The sequence below is a fragment of the Candidatus Roseilinea sp. NK_OTU-006 genome, from assembly GCF_012931985.1.
In the GTDB taxonomy this organism is placed as follows: Bacteria; Chloroflexota; Anaerolineae; order J036; family Brachytrichaceae; genus JAAFGM01.
Window position 1 is genome coordinate 46,221 of sequence record NZ_JAAFGM010000019.1, and the last position, 15,987, is coordinate 62,207.

General features: G+C 64.0%; 11 protein-coding genes. 6 read left to right on the forward strand and 5 right to left on the reverse strand.

What is annotated here, in order from left to right; genetic code table 11:
* The first annotated feature begins 10 nt into the window (after nt 1-10).
* From bchD to bchC, 5 genes are all read left to right on the forward strand, one after another.
* Entirely contained in the window at nt 11-1,852 is a 1,842-nt protein-coding gene (gene bchD, locus GXH28_RS10510) for a magnesium chelatase ATPase subunit D (protein ID WP_169238980.1), read from the forward strand.
* Nucleotides 1,849-2,652 (forward strand): class I SAM-dependent methyltransferase, encoded by an 804-nt coding sequence (locus GXH28_RS10515; protein ID WP_206156801.1) that lies wholly within the window; start codon nt 1,849-1,851, stop codon nt 2,650-2,652. The genes bchD and GXH28_RS10515 overlap by 4 nt, the downstream gene beginning before the upstream one ends.
* Nucleotides 2,653-2,665: 13 nt before the next feature.
* The gene (locus GXH28_RS10520; RefSeq protein ID WP_169238982.1) at nt 2,666-4,030 is read left to right on the forward strand and encodes a BCD family MFS transporter; all 1,365 of its coding nucleotides are present in this window, start codon (nt 2,666-2,668) and stop codon (nt 4,028-4,030) included.
* A 27-nt stretch (nt 4,031-4,057) separates the two neighbouring features.
* Nucleotides 4,058-7,951, forward strand: a complete 3,894-nt coding sequence (bchH, locus tag GXH28_RS10525; RefSeq protein ID WP_169238983.1) for a magnesium chelatase subunit H — start codon at nt 4,058-4,060, stop codon at nt 7,949-7,951.
* 81 nt (nt 7,952-8,032) lie between these two features.
* Entirely contained in the window at nt 8,033-9,034 is a 1,002-nt protein-coding gene (gene bchC / locus GXH28_RS10530) for a chlorophyll synthesis pathway protein BchC (protein ID WP_169238984.1), read from the forward strand.
* Nucleotides 9,035-9,097: 63 nt separating this feature from the next.
* Here the strand turns inward: bchC and GXH28_RS10535 are convergent, their stop codons facing one another.
* Complete coding sequence (locus GXH28_RS10535) at nt 9,098-9,244, reverse strand: hypothetical protein (protein WP_169238985.1); 147 nt, start codon at nt 9,242-9,244, stop codon at nt 9,098-9,100.
* On the reverse strand, nt 9,241-10,800 hold the full coding sequence (locus tag GXH28_RS10540; RefSeq protein WP_169238986.1) for an ATP-binding protein: 1,560 nt from the start codon (nt 10,798-10,800) through the stop codon (nt 9,241-9,243). The genes GXH28_RS10535 and GXH28_RS10540 overlap by 4 nt, the downstream gene beginning before the upstream one ends.
* Nucleotides 10,801-10,950: 150 nt before the next feature.
* Between GXH28_RS10540 and ftsH the strand changes: the two genes are divergently transcribed.
* Entirely contained in the window at nt 10,951-12,828 is a 1,878-nt protein-coding gene (ftsH, locus tag GXH28_RS10545; protein WP_206156803.1) for an ATP-dependent zinc metalloprotease FtsH, read from the forward strand.
* Between the two features lie 252 nt (nt 12,829-13,080).
* Here the strand turns inward: ftsH and GXH28_RS10550 are convergent, their stop codons facing one another.
* The 3 genes from GXH28_RS10550 to GXH28_RS10560 form a co-directional block, all read right to left on the reverse strand.
* Entirely contained in the window at nt 13,081-14,547 is a 1,467-nt protein-coding gene (locus tag GXH28_RS10550) for a hypothetical protein (protein ID WP_169238987.1), read from the reverse strand.
* 109 nt (nt 14,548-14,656) lie between these two features.
* Nucleotides 14,657-15,031 carry an integrase core domain-containing protein gene (locus GXH28_RS10555; RefSeq protein WP_240550335.1) on the reverse strand — a complete coding sequence of 125 codons (375 nt, stop codon included), beginning with the start codon at nt 15,029-15,031 and terminating at the stop codon, nt 14,657-14,659.
* Between the two features lie 9 nt (nt 15,032-15,040).
* Complete coding sequence (locus GXH28_RS10560) at nt 15,041-15,811, reverse strand: transposase (RefSeq protein WP_320447948.1); 771 nt, start codon at nt 15,809-15,811, stop codon at nt 15,041-15,043.
* Nucleotides 15,812-15,987 lie beyond the last annotated feature (176 nt).

Below are 15,987 nucleotides of genomic sequence, written 5' to 3' on the forward strand. Positions count from 1 at the left end.
CCAAACACGAATGTCACTCGCGTTTACGGACATCGTTGGGTTGGAGGCGGCGAAGCAGGCGCTGTTGCTGCTGGCGGTCAATCCCGCCCTGGCCGGTGTCGCGATCGCAGCGACGGTCGGCAGCGGTAAGTCCACGCTGGCGCGCGCCTTTGCGGCGTTGTTGCCGGAGGGCGCGCCCTTCGTCGAGCTGCCGGTGAACGTCACCGAAGATCGCCTGCTCGGCGGCCTCGATCTGGAAGCGACGCTGGCGACCGGCGCGCGCGCGATCGAGCGCGGGTTGCTGGCGCGCGCGCATGGCGGCGTGCTCTACGCCGACGGGTTGAATCTGCTGGATAGGAGCATCGTCGCCCATCTGATGGAGGCGCTGGCCAGCGGGGTCGTGCGCGTGGAACGGGAGGGCTTGAGCGCCGCTCATCCGGCGCGCTTCGTGCTGGTCGGCGCTTACGATCCGAGCGACGGCGAGGTGCCGCGCGGCCTCCTCGATCGCATCGGGTTGATTGTGCCCTTTGCGCCGCAGACCGACGCTCGCCTGCGCGCCGAGGTCGTGCGCCGCAATCAACTGCGGAAGGGTGAAGCCGAGGCGGGAGCGCTTCCTTCCGCGTCTTCGCGTCTCCGCAATGAGGCCGCGGACGACGAGACGCACATGCTGCGCGCGATGATCGCCGATGCGCGCGCGCGCCTGCCGCACGTGCGCGTTCACGATGAGCAGGTTCAGGCGCTGATTCAAGCGGCGTTGAGCCTGGGCGTAGAGGGCAACCGCGCCGACGTGTTCGCCGCGCAGGCCGCGCTCGCCAAGGCCGCATTGGATGGACGCGATCGCGTGGACGACGACGACTTGCGGCTGGCCGTCCGGCTGGTGCTGCTGCCGCGCGCCACGCGCCTGCCGGAGGCGAATGAAAGCTACCAAGCCCAGGATGAGCAACCCCGCGCGCCAGAGGAACCAGGCCGAAGCGAACGGGATGAGCCGAACGGGGCGCCTCAGGTGCAATCCGAGCAGCTCGAAGCGTTGTTGCTGAGCGCAGCGGAGGCTGAACTCCCCAAGGACGTGCTGAATTTGCCGTTTGCGATGCAGCAGCGTGGGCGCAGCGGCAGCCGAGGCGCAGCATTGAACAACCGGCGAGGGCGCTTTGTGCGCGCAGTGGAAGGCGATCCGCACGGCAATCGCATCGCATTGCTACAGACGCTCGTGGCGGCTGCCCCCTGGCAGGCGGTGCGACGGGCTGGGACACGCAGCAGCGCTCAGCTCGCCATTCGCAAAGAAGATATCCGCATCAAGCGCTTCCGCGACAAGGCGGGCATGCTCTACATCTTCGCTGTGGACGCCAGCGGCTCGATGGCGATCAACCGCATGCGCGAGGCGAAGGGCGCAGCGATTCGCTTGCTGCAGGATGCATACGTGCATCGCGATCAGGTGGCCTTGATCGCCTTTCGCGGCGGGCGCGCGCAGGTGCTGCTGCAGCCTTCGCAAAGCGTAGAGCGCGCCAAGCGCGAGCTAGACGTGCTGCCCACCGGCGGCGGCACGCCCCTCGCCTCGGCTTTGCTGACGGCCTGGGAGCTGGCGCAGCAGGCGCGCGGGCGCGGCATCGCGCAGGTCACGTTGGTGCTCATGACCGATGGGCGAGCGAACGTGGGGCTCGACAGCCAGGCATCGGCGGACAAGGCCGGGTTGCAACGGGAGATTCAGCAGCTTGCTGCGCTGTTGCGCGCGCATGGCGTGCGCGCGATTGTGATTGACACGCAGGCCAACTACCTCTCGCGCGGCGAAGCGCCGAAGCTGGCCGAGTGGCTGGGCGGGCGATACGTGTATTTGCCCAACGCGCGGGCGGAGCAGATTGCAAAGGCGCTGACATGACCCCATACTGCTCCATGTCCTATCGTGAGATCGCCTCGCGTTACAACGCGCTCAACGCATTGCCGCCGCATGCAGCCTTGCAGGTCGGCAGCGCGATTGCGCGCTACGCGCGCGGCAAGATGTTGCTCGACTTGGGCGCCGGCGCAGGGCGGCTGGGTATTCCGGCAGCGCTGGCCGGCTGTCGCGTGGTCGCGCTCGACTTAGAACTGGCCATGTTGCGCGCCGGCCCACGTGAGGCCGGCCTTCAGGCGGTTGAGTTGCCTTCGATCCAGGCCAATGCTGTGCACGTGCCCTTCTGCGATGAGAGCTTCGACGCCGTGATGATCAACAATCTGCTGCACCTGGTGCCGCAGTGGGAAGCCGTCTTAGTTGAGGCAGTGCGCGTCATGCGCCCCGACGGCGTCTTGATCCAGGGACGCGATTGGCTCGATCCGCAATCCTGCGCCGGCCGGATTCGCGCGAAGTGGCGCGAAGTTGTCACCACGCTCCGGTCGGAGATGCGCCCGACGACGGCAGCCGGCCCGGCGCTCTTCCAGACCTTAGCCCGCATGGGCGGCCAGATCGAAGCGGAGATCCTCGCCGCCGAATGGACGGAGTGCCTTACCCCTGCACGCATTTTGCATCGCATGCGCCAACGCATGCACAACGAGACCTGGTCGCTGGACGATGACCTGCTCCGGTCTGGGCTGGCCATGCTCGAACCCTGGGTGCGCGAGACGTTCGATGACCTACAAGCCGAGGAAGACGTGACGTGGCGCTTTGTGTTGACCGTGACCTATGCGCTTAAGCGCGTGCGATAGGAGCTGATGCGCGATGAAGACCAAACTGCAATTCACCCTCTCCAAGCTGGGCATCGCCTGGATGTTCGCTCTGGTGACGATCAACTTCAATCGAGTGACGATCTACGAGCTGGGCATCTCGGCGTTGCTGATCGGCGTGATGATAGGGCTATATCCGTTCTTCGGCCCATTCCAGCCGATGTTCCGGCGCATCACCGACCGCTACCCCATCTTGGGTTATCGGCGCTCGCCCTATCTGGTGATCGGCATGGTCGCCGGAAGCTTGGTCTTTCCCTTTCTACCGGCCGTAGTCGGCACCATGGCCGCCGGTTCGCCCATCGCACTCATGGCCGGTTTCGTTTTGTTCTTCGTCTTCGGCGCGATGATCGCGCTGATGGCCAACACCTATCTCGACTTGATCGCCGAGTGCACGCGCGAAGACGAGCGCAGCGGTGTGTTCGCCGCCGCATGGACCGGCCAAACGGCCATCATCGTCGTGTGGGCGCTGGTGTTTCGCGTGCTGATGCCAGACTATGCACCGGCGCGGATGCAAGTGTTGTATGCGCTCACGCCATTGGTCGTTACCGCGCTGGCCATCGCCAGCGTGTGGAAGCTAGAGCGCCGGCTGTCGCCGCAGGAGATAGCCCAACTGCGTCGTGGGTCGGCAGACCCAATCGCCAACACGATGAACTCGATCCGCAGCTCGCTGCTGCTGACGCGCACCAACCGAACCGCACGCGTGTTCTTCGTCTTCATCGTCTTCACCTTCCTCGGCATCTTCACGCAGGACCTGATGCAAGAGGTCTGGGCCGGCGACGTGTTCCGACTCTCCGTCGGCGAGTCCACCGTCTTCCAGCAAATCTTCAACGGCATGGTCACCGTTGGCATGGGGATGACTGCAGCGCTGGGCGCGCGGGCGCGGGGTGCGAAGGCGCGCACCGAGGCGTTGCCTATGGACGACAAGAAGCGCATTGCGACGTTCGGCGGTTGGTCAGCCACGCTAGGCTTCATCATGCTTGCCGTTGCATCACTCACGGCGCAGGTGACGCTGGCCCACCTCGCGTTTGCCGTGGTCGGCTTCACGGTCGGCGTGTTCACCTTCGCGGCGGTCACCGTGATGAGTGATATGACCGTGGAGGGTCAGACGGGTGCTTACCTTGGCTTGTGGAGCATCGCGCAGGCGCTCGGCCTGGGCGCCTCATTCATCGTCGGCGGTGTGTTGCGCGCGGCGCTGGTCGAAACCGGCCTGATGTCTGCGCCGGTCGGCTATGCAGCCATCTTCGGGGTCGAGGCAGTGTTCATGATCGGAGGTGTGCGACTGCTGCGCGGCGTGGGCGTGGAAGGGCTGCGGCGCGACGCGCATCGCTTTGCGCCGGCAAAGAGCGCAGTGGCTGCTTGACGCAGCTCTGCGAAAGGATGGGCAGCTATGAACGACAAACCGAATATCGTCGCCATCGTCGGCCTCGAGCACTTCAACAAGGGCGTGTGGGACGAGGTAAAGGCTGACCTGGCCGGCGAGGCCAACCTCGTCCAGTTCACCGAATGGGAGTTGGAGTCGCGTTCGCCGGAGGCGGCGCGCGCCATTCGCGACGCCGACTGCCTGTTCGTCAGCATGATCAATTTCAAGGAGCAGGCGGATTGGCTGCGCGCGCAGGTCGAGCAATCGCGCGCAAGCGTCGTCTTCGCCTACGAGTCCATGCCTGAAGTGATGGCGTTGAACCGCGTCGGCGATTACGTGGTCGCCGGCAAGTCCGGCGGCAAGGGTGGCATGCCCGAGCCGGTGAAGAAGATCGCGCGCATGCTGGTGCACGGGCGCGACGAAGACACGCTCTATGGCTATACCAAGCTGATGAAGCTGATGCAGACCATGATGCGCTTCATGCCGGCCAAGGCGCGCGACTTCAAGAACTGGATGCAGGTGAACATTTACTGGAACCAGCCGCTCGCCGTCAACGTGAGCAGCATGTTCAAGTTCATCCTGCGCGAGTACTTCAACCGGCCGATCGCGGTGCCGCCGGTGGTCGAGGTGCCGATGATGGGGCTGTATCACCCCGACGCCCCTCGCTTCTTCAAAGACATCAAGGCCTATCGCGACTGGCGGAAGCGTCGAGACAAGGCGACCGGGCGACCGGGTGACCAAGGGACAGGCAGACAAGGCGAGAGGGAGATACGACGATCGCTCACCATCCATCATCAATCATCGGTTACCGATCATCAACCCGCCGTGGCGCTGCTCTTCTTCCGTAAGCATCTGATGCAGGATCGCGGCTACATAGACGAGATGATCCGGGCGATGGAAGGCGCCGGCTTGGACGTGTTGCCCATCTTCGTCGCGGGCGTCGAAGGCCACGTCGTCGTGCGCGATTGGCTGACCCACGAGCGAGTTGATGCGCTGGTCAGCACGATCGGCTTTGCGCTGGTGGGCGGGCCGGCCGGCTCGACCTTGCCCGGCGCGCATCGCGACGCGGCGGTCGAAATCCTGGCGCGCCTGGACGCGCCCTACATCGTCGCACAGCCGCTCTACGTGCAAGACTTCGTCTCTTGGCAGAAGATCGGCGTCGGGCCGATGCAGGCAGCAGCCACGTATGCCCTGCCGGAGATGGACGGCGCGGTGAACCCGGTCATCCTCGGCGCGATCAACAACGGCCGCTTTCAGACCGCGCCGGACCGCCTTCAGCGGCTGACCGCGCTGGTGCACCGTTGGGCGACGTTGCGCCATACGCCTAACCGCGATAAGCGGATCGCTTTTATCGTCTACGACTATCCGCCCGGCCTGGGCAAGAAAGCGACGGCGGCGCTGCTGGACGTGCCGCGCTCACTGCTCAACATCCTGCGGCGGTTGCAGGCCGAGGGTTACGACGTCGGCCAATTGCCGGAGACGCCGGAGGCGCTGTTGCAGCAACTGGAAGCAGCGACCACCCCGCGCGCCGACGGATTGGCCGTGACGCAGGAGCAATTCAAGCAGTGGACGACGCCGCGCGAGCGTGAGCGCGTGGAGGAGCGCTGGGGGCCGTGGCCGGGCGACATCGCACCGGCAGGACGCGACGCGGTGTTCATCGGCGGGCTGCGCCTCGGTAACATCTACATCGGCGTGCAACCGCGCTTCGGCGTCACCGGCGACCCGATGCGCTTGCTGTTCGACAAGGAGAACACCCCGCACCACCAATATCTGGCGTTCTATCGCTGGATCAGCCGGGGCTTCGGCGCGCACGCCCTGGTGCACGTCGGCATGCACGGCTCGGCGGAGTGGATGCCCGGCTTGCAGCTCGGCATGACGCGCAGTTGCTGGCCGGACGCGCTGCTGGGCGAGCTACCGCAGCTCTATCTCTACCCGATGAACAACCCCAGCGAGGCGAACATCGCCAAACGCCGCGGCTACGCCGTAATGGTTTCCCACGCCGTGCCGCCGATGGCGCGCGCCGGCCTATACAAGGAGTTGGCCGCGCTCAAGGATATGCTGCAAGACTATCGCGAGCGGCAGATCGAACGGCGCGGCCAAACTGAGGAAGCTCTGGAAGAGACCGTGCTGAACAAAGTCGCGCTGGCCAATCTGGATGCCGACTGCCCGCGCCTGCAAGGAGAACCGTTTTCCGACTACGCTGCGCGGCTCTACGTCTATCTGCGCGACCTAGAGCAGCGCTTGATCACAACTTCGCTGCACGTCTTCGGCGAGGCCGCGCCAACGGAATCGCAGATCGTCACGGTGACCGAGGCGCTGAAGGTGCGCGGCGGCCATCGCGCGCTGGCCGATGTGATGCTGAGAGAGACGTTGGGTGATGTCGCGCCGGCGACATCGTACGCCGAGCTGGCGGCGCTGGCGCGACGCGGCGACCCCGAAGCGCTGCGTGCCAGGGAACGGGTGGATGAGGCGTGCCGGGCCTTCGTTGAACGCGCTGTGTTCCGCGGCGAATCGCCGGCGTCGGCGCTGCATCAGGCGACTCACAACGGCACGTCCATCGCCGCCGACGACGCTGAGGCGCTGATGGAGATAGCCCAGGTGGGCCGAGCGATGGCGCGCATGCTCGGCGACAACCGCGCCGAACTTGAGGCCGTGGTGCGCGGCCTCGACGGGCGTTACATCCCGCCAGCGCCCGGCGGCGACTTGATCCGCGATGGCCTGAGTGTGTTGCCCACCGGTCGCAACATCCACGCGATTGACCCGTGGCGCATCCCCAGCGAGCTGGCCTATGCGCGCGGCGCAAAAATCGCCGAAGCCTTGCTGGAGAAGCACCTCGCCGAGAACGCCGGCCAATATCCAGAGACGATCGCGCAGGTGCTCTGGGGCCTGGACACGATCAAGACCAAAGGCGAGGCCATCGGCACGGTGCTGCGCCTAATCGGCGCGCGGCCGCATCACGACGGCCAGGGCAAGATCAGCCACTACGAACTCATCCCGCTGGAGGAGCTGGGCCGGCCGCGCATTGACGTGCTGATGAACCTCAGCCCGATCTTCCGCGACACCTTCGAGCTGCTCATGGATCACCTCGACCGGCTGGTGAAGGACGCCGCGCGCGCCGATGAGCCGGTTGAGATGAACTTCATCAAGAAGCATGTTGAAGCGGCGATGCGCGATGGCATGACGTTTGAGCAGGCGACTGCGCGCTTGTTCACCCAGCCGCCGGGGCAATACGGCACCTACGTGGATGACATGGTGGAGGACTCGGCCTGGCAGTCGCAGGATGACCTCGACCAGTTGTTCGTGCGCCGCAACGCCTACGCCTATGGCGGTGGGCGCAACGGCCAGCACGCGCCAGAGGTCTTGCAGCGCATGCTCAGCACCGTTGGCCGCGTCGTTCAGGAGATTGACTCGGTGGAGTTCGGCGTGGCCGACATAGACCACTACTTCTCGTCGTCCGGCGCACTGCACCTGGCCGTGCGCAAGCGCAGCCGCGCGCCGGTGAAGCTGAATTACATCGAGAGCTACACCGCCGAGACGCGCATTGATGACCTGGATCGGGTGCTGCGCGCTGAGTATCGCACCAAGCTGCTCAATCCGCGCTGGTACGAGGGCATGTTGCACCACGGCCACAGCGGCGCGGCCGAGATCAGCAATCGCTTCACCTACCTGCTGGGCTGGGATGCGGTGAGCGGCTGCGTGGACGATTGGATTTACACCGATGCGGCGAAGACCTATGCGCTCGACCCGGTCATGCGCGAACGCCTGACACAAGCCAACCCGCAGGCGATGCGCAACATCGTGGGGCGGCTGCTGGAGGCCAGCGGACGCGGCTTGTGGAAAGCGGACGACGACACGGTCGAACAACTCAAAGCGCTGTATGCCGATCTGGAGGATCGCCTGGAGGGCGTGACGCATCGGTGACGCCCGCAACGGGCCGCGCGATCCCGCCGGATGAATGGCGCGCATCCCCCGCGGGGGTGAAGAGGAAGTAAGCGAGAAATCATGAAGACGAAAGCGATTGTGATTCCTGCGGCGCATACCGTGGAGCTGCGCGAGGTCGAGCTGAAGCCGCTCGGCGCCGACGATGTGCTGGTGCAAACCACGCTGACCAGCATCAGCGCCGGCACCGAGCGCATGCTGCTGCGCGGCGTGATGCCCCACCCGATGCTGCAATTCCCCGTTGTGCCCGGCTACGAGACGGTGGGCCAAGTGATTGAGGCCGGCGCGAACGCGCGGGCCTGGCTCGGCAAGCGCGTGTATGTCGGCGGCTCCTACGGCTTTGTCGGGGTCAATCCGGCCTTCGGCGGGCAGAGCGCCTACATCGTCACCCCGCAATCGCATCTGACCGACCTGCAGTCGCTGACCGACGAGCAGGGCGTGCTGCTGGCCCTGGCTGCGACGGCGCTGCACGGTGTGGATGTGGCCTTCGGCGCAGGGCAGGCATGCGGCGGGGAGGCTGCGCCGGAGGTATGGGTGTTGGGGCAGGGCGTCGTCGGCCAACTCGCGGCGAGGTTCGCAAAGGCGCGCGGCGCGCGTGTGACGGTCAGCGACAAGGTGCCCTCGCGCCTGCGGCTGGCCGTAGCCGATGTGAAGCTGCTGGCCGAGGACGGCGCGCTCAAGGCGGAGGACGGATCCGCCGTGGCTGCGCTCGACAAGACGTGTGCGATCTTGATCGACGCGACCGGCAAGATGGAGGCGATTGCTCCACGCCTGATGAATGTGCAGAAAGGCGGGCGGGTGGTGCTGCTGGGCTATTACGAGCGGATTGACCTGCCTTACATGCCGGCTTTCCTGCGAGAGTTGACCTTTGCGGTGAGCAAAGAGTGGGCGCCGGGCGACCTGGCGCGCGCGCGCGACGCCATTGCGGCCGGTCAGGTCGAGGTGCGCTCGCTCATCACGCATCGCCTGCCGGCCGATGACGCGCCTCGGGCGTTCGATCTTGCTTTCAACGACCCGGACTGTGTGAAGATAACGTTGACTTGGTCCGGCGCGCCAGGTCATTAGGGCGTTGGGTTCTCTGGGTTGTCCTGCCGCTGTGTTGATGTCCAGCCGGCGTGCCGGTCGTGATCACGGCAAAATGCGCAGCGCCGGGCAGGCTCGCAGGCCGGCCATGCGCCGCAGCGGTGCGCAGAACCCCTCGCCGACGCCGATCAGCTCAATGCAGGCCCGGCCCTCAGGTCGGTTGACAGCCCGGAAGGTAGCCCGATGCGTCAAGCCGCGCGCGGCAGGCTAAAGCTGAAGCGTGAGCCGGGTTGCCCGTCGTCGTTGCCTTCCACCCAGATGCGGCCGCCGTGGGCTTCGACGATGGCTTTGCTCAGGTATAGCCCTAGGCCGGCGCCGGGAGTGCCGCGCCGGATGGCGTTTTCCGATCGGTAGAAGCGCTCGAAGATTTTGCTGCGTTCCTCCGGCGGCACGCCTATGCCTTGGTCGGCCACGGTGATAATCACTTCGTTCGGCGTAGCGCGGCCGGTGATGCGGATCTCGCTTCCCGGCGGGGAGTATTTCACCGCATTCGAGATCAGGTTGCTGAGGACTTGCGTAATGCGCGCCTCGTCGGCGAACACCAGCGGCATATCGGACGCGATATCGGCGATGACTTTGTGTGATCGCGTCTGCGCCTCGAACTTCTTTGCTACCCGCACCACTAAATCGTCAATATCCAATTCCACCGGCGTCAGCTTAAAGTTGCCGGCCTGAGCGCGCGAGGCGTCGAGCAGGTTCTCGATCAACTCGGCCAGGTGATCCGCTTCCTCCTCGATGACCTTCAGGCTTTCGCGGACGGTTGCCTCATCCCACTGCGCGTCGGCGCGTCGCAGCGTGCTGGCATAACCCTTGATCAGTGCGACGGGCGTCTTCAACTCGTGGGACACCGCCGAGATGAACGTGGCCTTCATCTCCTCCGCCGCGCGAAACCGAGTGAGGTCATGCACGTCGGCGATGATGTTCACCAACCGCCCCTCGCGGTTGAGCAAGGCGGCAAAGGTGATCTCGACGCTGATCACGCCGCCGCCGCGTCGCTGCAGATCGCCCTCGACAAATAGCGTCGGCGATGTCCCCACCATCGGCCAGCCTTTGGCCTCGGCCTCCTCAAGCGTAGTGCCGGCGCGCTTGTTCTTCAGCACGAGCACCTCCTCGAACTTTTTGCCGATCGCCTCGGCGGCCGGAACGCCGATGAGGTTCGACATGGCGCGGTTGAACATTTGAATGCGATGCGCGCCGTCCATGATGACCACGCCGTCGGCGCTGAACTCGAGGATCGCATCCAGCCGGCGCTTTTCATGCGTGAGCTGCTCGTACAGGCGGGCGTTGTTGACGGCAATAGCGGCCTGATCGGCAAAGCTCTGCAAGATCCGTCGGTCGTCGCGGCTGAATCCACCGCCTCGAATGCGGAAGACGTAGAGCGCCCCGAGAAACTCGTCCCCTTCCACCTTCAGCGGCAGCGAGACCACCTCCCAGAACCCCAACCCCACGCTCTCTGCAATGGCCACAAGATTGCGCTCCAGCGCCGTCACAGCCTCGTCCACATTCTCCGTCCGTTGAAGAATTGGCCTGAGCTGATCTAACAAGGGTTGGGGAATTCCGTAGGATTGCCGTATGGTGTAACGCGCGTCCGGCTCAACCAGCGCGATGAGCGCCGCCTGGCCATTCAGCATGTCCGTCGCCTGTTGCAAGATCAGCCGCAACACCTCGCTCAGGTTGAGCCGCGAGGTCAGCGCGCGGCTGATCTCGAGCAGGTAATCGCGCTGGCGGACGCGGTAGTCGGGTAGCATGTTCCTCCTAATTACTGAACGGCGGCTGAGTGATTTATACTGGCTGCCGTAATCTCACGCCCGACTAATATACCCGTGGTATTCGTAGGGTCCTAAAACTGGATCGGTTGCGCGGGTGATCATCCGGCTTTTGGATAAAGGGACAAAGCAATGCCTAAGAGTCTACGAAACAATGTTATTCCGATCATCTTGATTACGCTGGTGATCGCATACGCGGTGATGCAGTTTGCGAGCACCACGCGGCGAGCCGAGAACGCTGACCTGACCGAACTCGTTCGCCAGATTAACGCCGGCAATATCACCGAGCTGACGATCTCCGCCGATGGCGCCACCATCCGTGCGCGTCGCAAAGATGCGCCTGCTATGCCCCTTGTCGTTAACAAGGAAACGAACGTGGACGCCAGCGCACTGCTGAAGAACTTCGGCGTGTCCACCGAAGCGCTGAACGGCCTGACCTACTCCGTCGAGTCCGTTCCTTTCATCACCCAGATCTCGGGCGTGTTGCTGTATTTGCTGCCAGTGCTGCTGGTCGGTGCCTTCTTCTTGTTCACCATGCGCCGGGCGCAGAGCGGCGCAGATCAGGCGTTCTCATTCGGACGCAGCCGCGCGCGCCGCATCACCAGCGAGAATCCGGTGGTGACATTTGCCGACGTGGCCGGCTGCGACGAAGCCAAGCAAGAGTTGGTTGAGATTGTGGAGTTTCTCAAGAACCCCGAGAAGTTCATCCAGCTCGGCGCGCGTATTCCGAAGGGGGTGTTGTTGGTCGGGCCGCCCGGATCGGGCAAGACGCTGCTGGCAAAGGCGGTGGCTGGGGAAGCCGGCGTGCCGTTCTTCAGCCTGTCCGGCTCGGAGTTCGTCGAGCTGTTCGTCGGCGTGGGTGCGAGCCGCGTGCGCGACCTGTTCGACCAGGCCAAGAAGGCCGCCCCCTGCATCGTGTTCATTGACGAAATTGACGCCGTCGGCCGCCAGCGCGGCGCCGGACTAGGCGGCGGCAACGACGAACGCGAGCAGACGCTCAACCAGATGCTGGTCGAGATGGATGGCTTCAACACCGATACCAACGTGATCATCACCGCGGCCACGAACCGGCCCGACATCCTCGACCCGGCGCTGCTGCGCCCAGGCCGCTTCGACCGGCGCGTCACCGTGGACGCCCCGGATGTCCGAGGGCGCGAGGCGATCCTGAAGGTGCACACCCGCGGCAAGCCGCTCAAGTCCGATGTGGACCTGGCGCTGATTGCGCGTCAGACCCCCGGCTTCACCGGCGCGGACATCGAGAACCTGGTCAACGAAGCTGCCATCCTCGCCGCACGCAGCGGCAAGACCGAGATCGGCCAAGCCGAACTGCAAGCGGCCATCGAGAAGGTCGCCCTCGGCCCCGAGCGCCGCAGCCGCCTGATGACGCCGCGTGAGAAGGAAATCGTCGCCTACCATGAAGCCGGCCATGCCGTCGCCGCGGCGCTGACGCCGGAGGCCGAGATCGCCGTGCAGAAGGTGACGATCGTGCCCCGCGGCATGGCCGGCGGCGTGACCTGGCTCGCGCCGGAGAAAGACGAAACGTCGCTCTCGATGACTAAGAAACGCATGGAGGCGCAACTGGTCTACATGCTCGCCGGACGCGCCGCCGAAGAAATCGTGTTTGAGGACGTGACGGCCGGCGCGGTCAACGATCTGGAGCGCGCGTCGAACATCGCGCGCAACATGGTGCGCGCCTACGGCATGAGCGACGAGCTCGGGCCGGTGTCCTTCGGTGAGCGCAGCGATCTGGTGTTCCTGGGCCGCGAGATCGCAGAAGGCCGGAACTACAGCGAGAAGATCGCTGAGAAGATTGACAGCGAGGTCAGCAAGATCATCTGGCGGGCCTACAGCCGGGCCAAGCAGTTGCTGACCGACAATCGCGACAAGCTGGTGGCCGTCGCCAAGGCGTTGCTCGAACGCGAAACGCTGGACGCCAATGAATTTCGAGCCGTCATCGGCTTAGCGGCGTTGCCGGCCCCTGCGCCTTCGCAGAACGGCATGCCGGCCTGAGCCGGACGACCCACATCACCTGGATGCCGCTGCGGCGCCCCTCACCGGAGGAGCGCCGCAGCGCTGTTATCGCGGCCTGGAGGGATAGGCGCAGCGAGCGCCTTGGTTCGAGCGCTGGGGGTATCCGGGGCGCGACGATCATCTTTGCTCGAACCGGCGAAAGCCCTCGCCGTATACCTCCTGCGCTTGTTTCAGTGAAGCGCAATTCGACTGCGATGCAGCAGAGGCACAAAGAGGAAATACTTCAAAACGTTAGCGCAGGAGAGCATCGAACTCGTCGGCGGCATCACCCAGCTTGCCCTGACGGTTAGTTAAGCTAAAGGCGTCCCAGCTTGCGTCGTCGGGGAGCCAATCCATGAACCAGCATAGCGATTGCACTTGCGGTTCGGCGTTGATCGCTGCCAGCGCCGAAGTCAGCCAACCTGTAGGATAGTTCTGTGCCGGGGGCGTAACTTCGCCGGGCGCAAACGTGTTAGACGCCGTGATATACACGGGCAAGCCACGCGTGCTCGGATAGCTGTTGATGATGGCCAGCCAATCCCGATACACGCGAAATCCTGCCTGCGCGCCGTTCCACTCGGCCCGCCGCAGATCGCGTTGCGGCTCTTCGGCAGCGGGAGCCGCTTGCATCTCCGGTGCATTGGGACGGCCAAAGGCGTTCAGCGCGAATCCATCGGGCGCAGCGAGTGAAATACCGGCTTTGGCTTTGGCGCGTGCAGCCTCATCCAATGCCGCCACCACCGTGTTCATATAGTTCAACCACGGCGCGTCAACAGCATAGGTGCGCGCACCAGTTTGATCAGCGACCCATGGGCGTACCGGCCCGACCAACACGCGCACATCGAGCCGCGCGGCGCGCATCGCTTGCACAGCGTTGTGAGTGTTATCCGCTGGCTCGCCGTAGCCGTTGAAGACGCGCGCATACCATTCTGGCGTCACCGGTTGTTCAGGAGATTGGACATTGCTGGTTCGCTCGTTAAATCCGCTGCCAACGATGAAGGCATAGACGGCGCGCAACCGCACATCGCGGGCAAGGCGGGTGAGGTAGCCCAAGTAGCGTTCCAAGGCTAGATAGTCGCCGGTTGGGGGGATGGTCTGGCCTTTGTCGTAGTCCACGCGCACCAGTGTGCGCAGGCCGGCGCGGCTATTGCGCCACACGCGCCATGCCAGATCATCGGCGTTATAGCCATCGTAAGCTTGCGCAGCATAGGTCAGCTCGACCGACCATGCTGCGCGGTTGTGCCAGTTGCGCTCTGGGTTTGCCCACACAGCGCACAGCTTAGTAGCGCGGCGATCTATGTTGAGAGCGGCCTCGGGATTTGCTCGCCCGATCTGCACGCGCGTCCAATCCAAGCAGCCGGCTGCACAATCGTGGAAGAAGTGCAGCGCGTAGCTCGGCGCATTCGGTGCTTCGAAGCGCCAGCGCCACGTCCAGGTAGGCACAGTGCCCGGATTCTGCCGCCAGTCGAGCAGCGGCACGTGCCTGCCGTCGAGGGTCATGGCTACGTGCACTTTTGGGTCGGCCTCGGTGAGCGCAACCACGGTGAACCGGCTGTCCTGGGATTCGATGACCACCCGCGGCCACGCCAGCGCGTCTGTCGCATCGCCAGGGATGACGACTACCTGCCCGCGAATGGGTAGGAGAGTCAGGCCGAGCATGAAAAGTAGGACGAGAAACCCGCTGCCCAGTAGCAGAAGCTTGCGAGACTTACGCATCATTCACGACGATCATCGAACTCATCAGCGAGGTAAGCCAGGGCTAATCACAAGGATTAGCCCTGTTGAATCAGGGCGTTCAGGCACTGGGTGGCCTGGGCCTTTTTTGTGGTCAGTCGAAGTGATAGTCTCCGCTCAACAAGCTGTGCTGAACTCGGCCACTGACATGTGAGCGTGCTGGGCGGCGAATGCGGCTGGTGTCAAGTAGTTCAGCGAACCAGGCGGTCGCTTGGCACTGTAGAACTGCCCGCCACTGCTCAATCACAATCGTCGCCTCCTGGATTGACTTGAACCATTCGCGGTTCAAGCACTCATCTCTGAACTTGCCATGAAAGGATTCGACAAAGCCATTCTGCCACAGACAGCCTGGATCGACGAACGTTGGGCCAACCATGTGCTCATTGAGCCAAGCCATCACGTCGTTGGCGGCAAACTGCCCGCCGTTGTCGGAACGGCTGAACTCAGGCTTGCGCCCATGCACATCCATGATCACGTGTCAGACCCGAATGATATCGGCGGCACGGATGGTGCGCGCCACATCGATCGCCAGACATTCGCGCGTGAACTCGTCCAGCACGCACAGCATTCTGAACATGCTGCCATCGGCCAGCCGATCTTCGATGCGGAACGTCCCTGCGAGGATGTCATACGTCCACACGTGATCAGCATGCTCAGCTTGGTGCGGCCGTTCATCTTCGTTGCTGCGTGATCGCCTGCGTTTTGGCCTGTTCTCGCCCAATTTGAAGCCATGCCTGCTCCACAGTCGCCGTACCCGCTTGATGCTCTCATGCAGCATGCTCGCAATGCGCCGGTAGCCGAAGCGCGGATACAACAATGACATCACCTTCATCTGTTCCACAAGCTCGGCATCGCGTGCAACCGGCTTGGGGTCATACAGCGCCACGTGTGTGGACCACGGACTCCACCGAATGGCGGCTCGTTCAGCCAAGCCCACTTGCATCATCTGTCCAATCACCGCTCGACGACCCTCCGGCGTGGTCACTTTTTGCACCACCTCCTTGAGCACGTCGTTGGCCAATATCGCTTCAGCCAGCAGCTTCTTGAGTTTGGCATTCTCCGCCTCCAGCGCCTTGAGTCGCTTCGCCTCAGACTGATCCAACCTGCCGTATTTCGCTCGCCAACGATAGAAGCTGACTTCGCTGATCCCCTTGCGCCGACAGAAGCCTTCGATCGTCTCGCCGCTGGTTTCTGCCTCGCGCAGCATCGTCACGATTTGCTCGGGTGTTTCATTCCGCTTGGCTACAATTTTCGGCTCAGGTCACCCCCGCTGGAAAGACGACAGGCGTGTTACGGTTCCCATGTTACGGCCACCGGCTTCCAGCCGTCCCCCAACCGTTGAGGCGATAAAGGTGTGACGCGTGCATAGTCCCATAGCGTGATGCGCAGTGTGTGTGTGATCCCCTCGTCGGTTGTCACGAGCAC

Excerpts from the sequence above, each read along its gene's own strand:
- GXH28_RS10550 (WP_169238987.1), bottom strand. The coding sequence starts at position 14,547 with ATGATGCGTAAGTCTCGCAAGCTTCTGCTACTGGGCAGCGGGTTTCTC.
- GXH28_RS10540 (WP_169238986.1), bottom strand. The coding sequence starts at position 10,800 with ATGCTACCCGACTACCGCGTCCGCCAGCGCGATTACCTGCTCGAGATC.
- bchH (WP_169238983.1), top strand. The coding sequence starts at position 4,058 with ATGAACGACAAACCGAATATCGTCGCCATCGTCGGCCTCGAGCACTTC.
- GXH28_RS10555 (WP_240550335.1), bottom strand. The coding sequence starts at position 15,031 with ATGGATGTGCATGGGCGCAAGCCTGAGTTCAGCCGTTCCGACAACGGC.
- GXH28_RS10515 (WP_206156801.1), top strand. The coding sequence starts at position 1,849 with ATGACCCCATACTGCTCCATGTCCTATCGTGAGATCGCCTCGCGTTAC.
- bchC (WP_169238984.1), top strand. The coding sequence starts at position 8,033 with ATGAAGACGAAAGCGATTGTGATTCCTGCGGCGCATACCGTGGAGCTG.
- GXH28_RS10520 (WP_169238982.1), top strand. The coding sequence starts at position 2,666 with ATGAAGACCAAACTGCAATTCACCCTCTCCAAGCTGGGCATCGCCTGG.
- ftsH (WP_206156803.1), top strand. The coding sequence starts at position 10,951 with ATGCCTAAGAGTCTACGAAACAATGTTATTCCGATCATCTTGATTACG.
- bchD (WP_169238980.1), top strand. The coding sequence starts at position 11 with ATGTCACTCGCGTTTACGGACATCGTTGGGTTGGAGGCGGCGAAGCAG.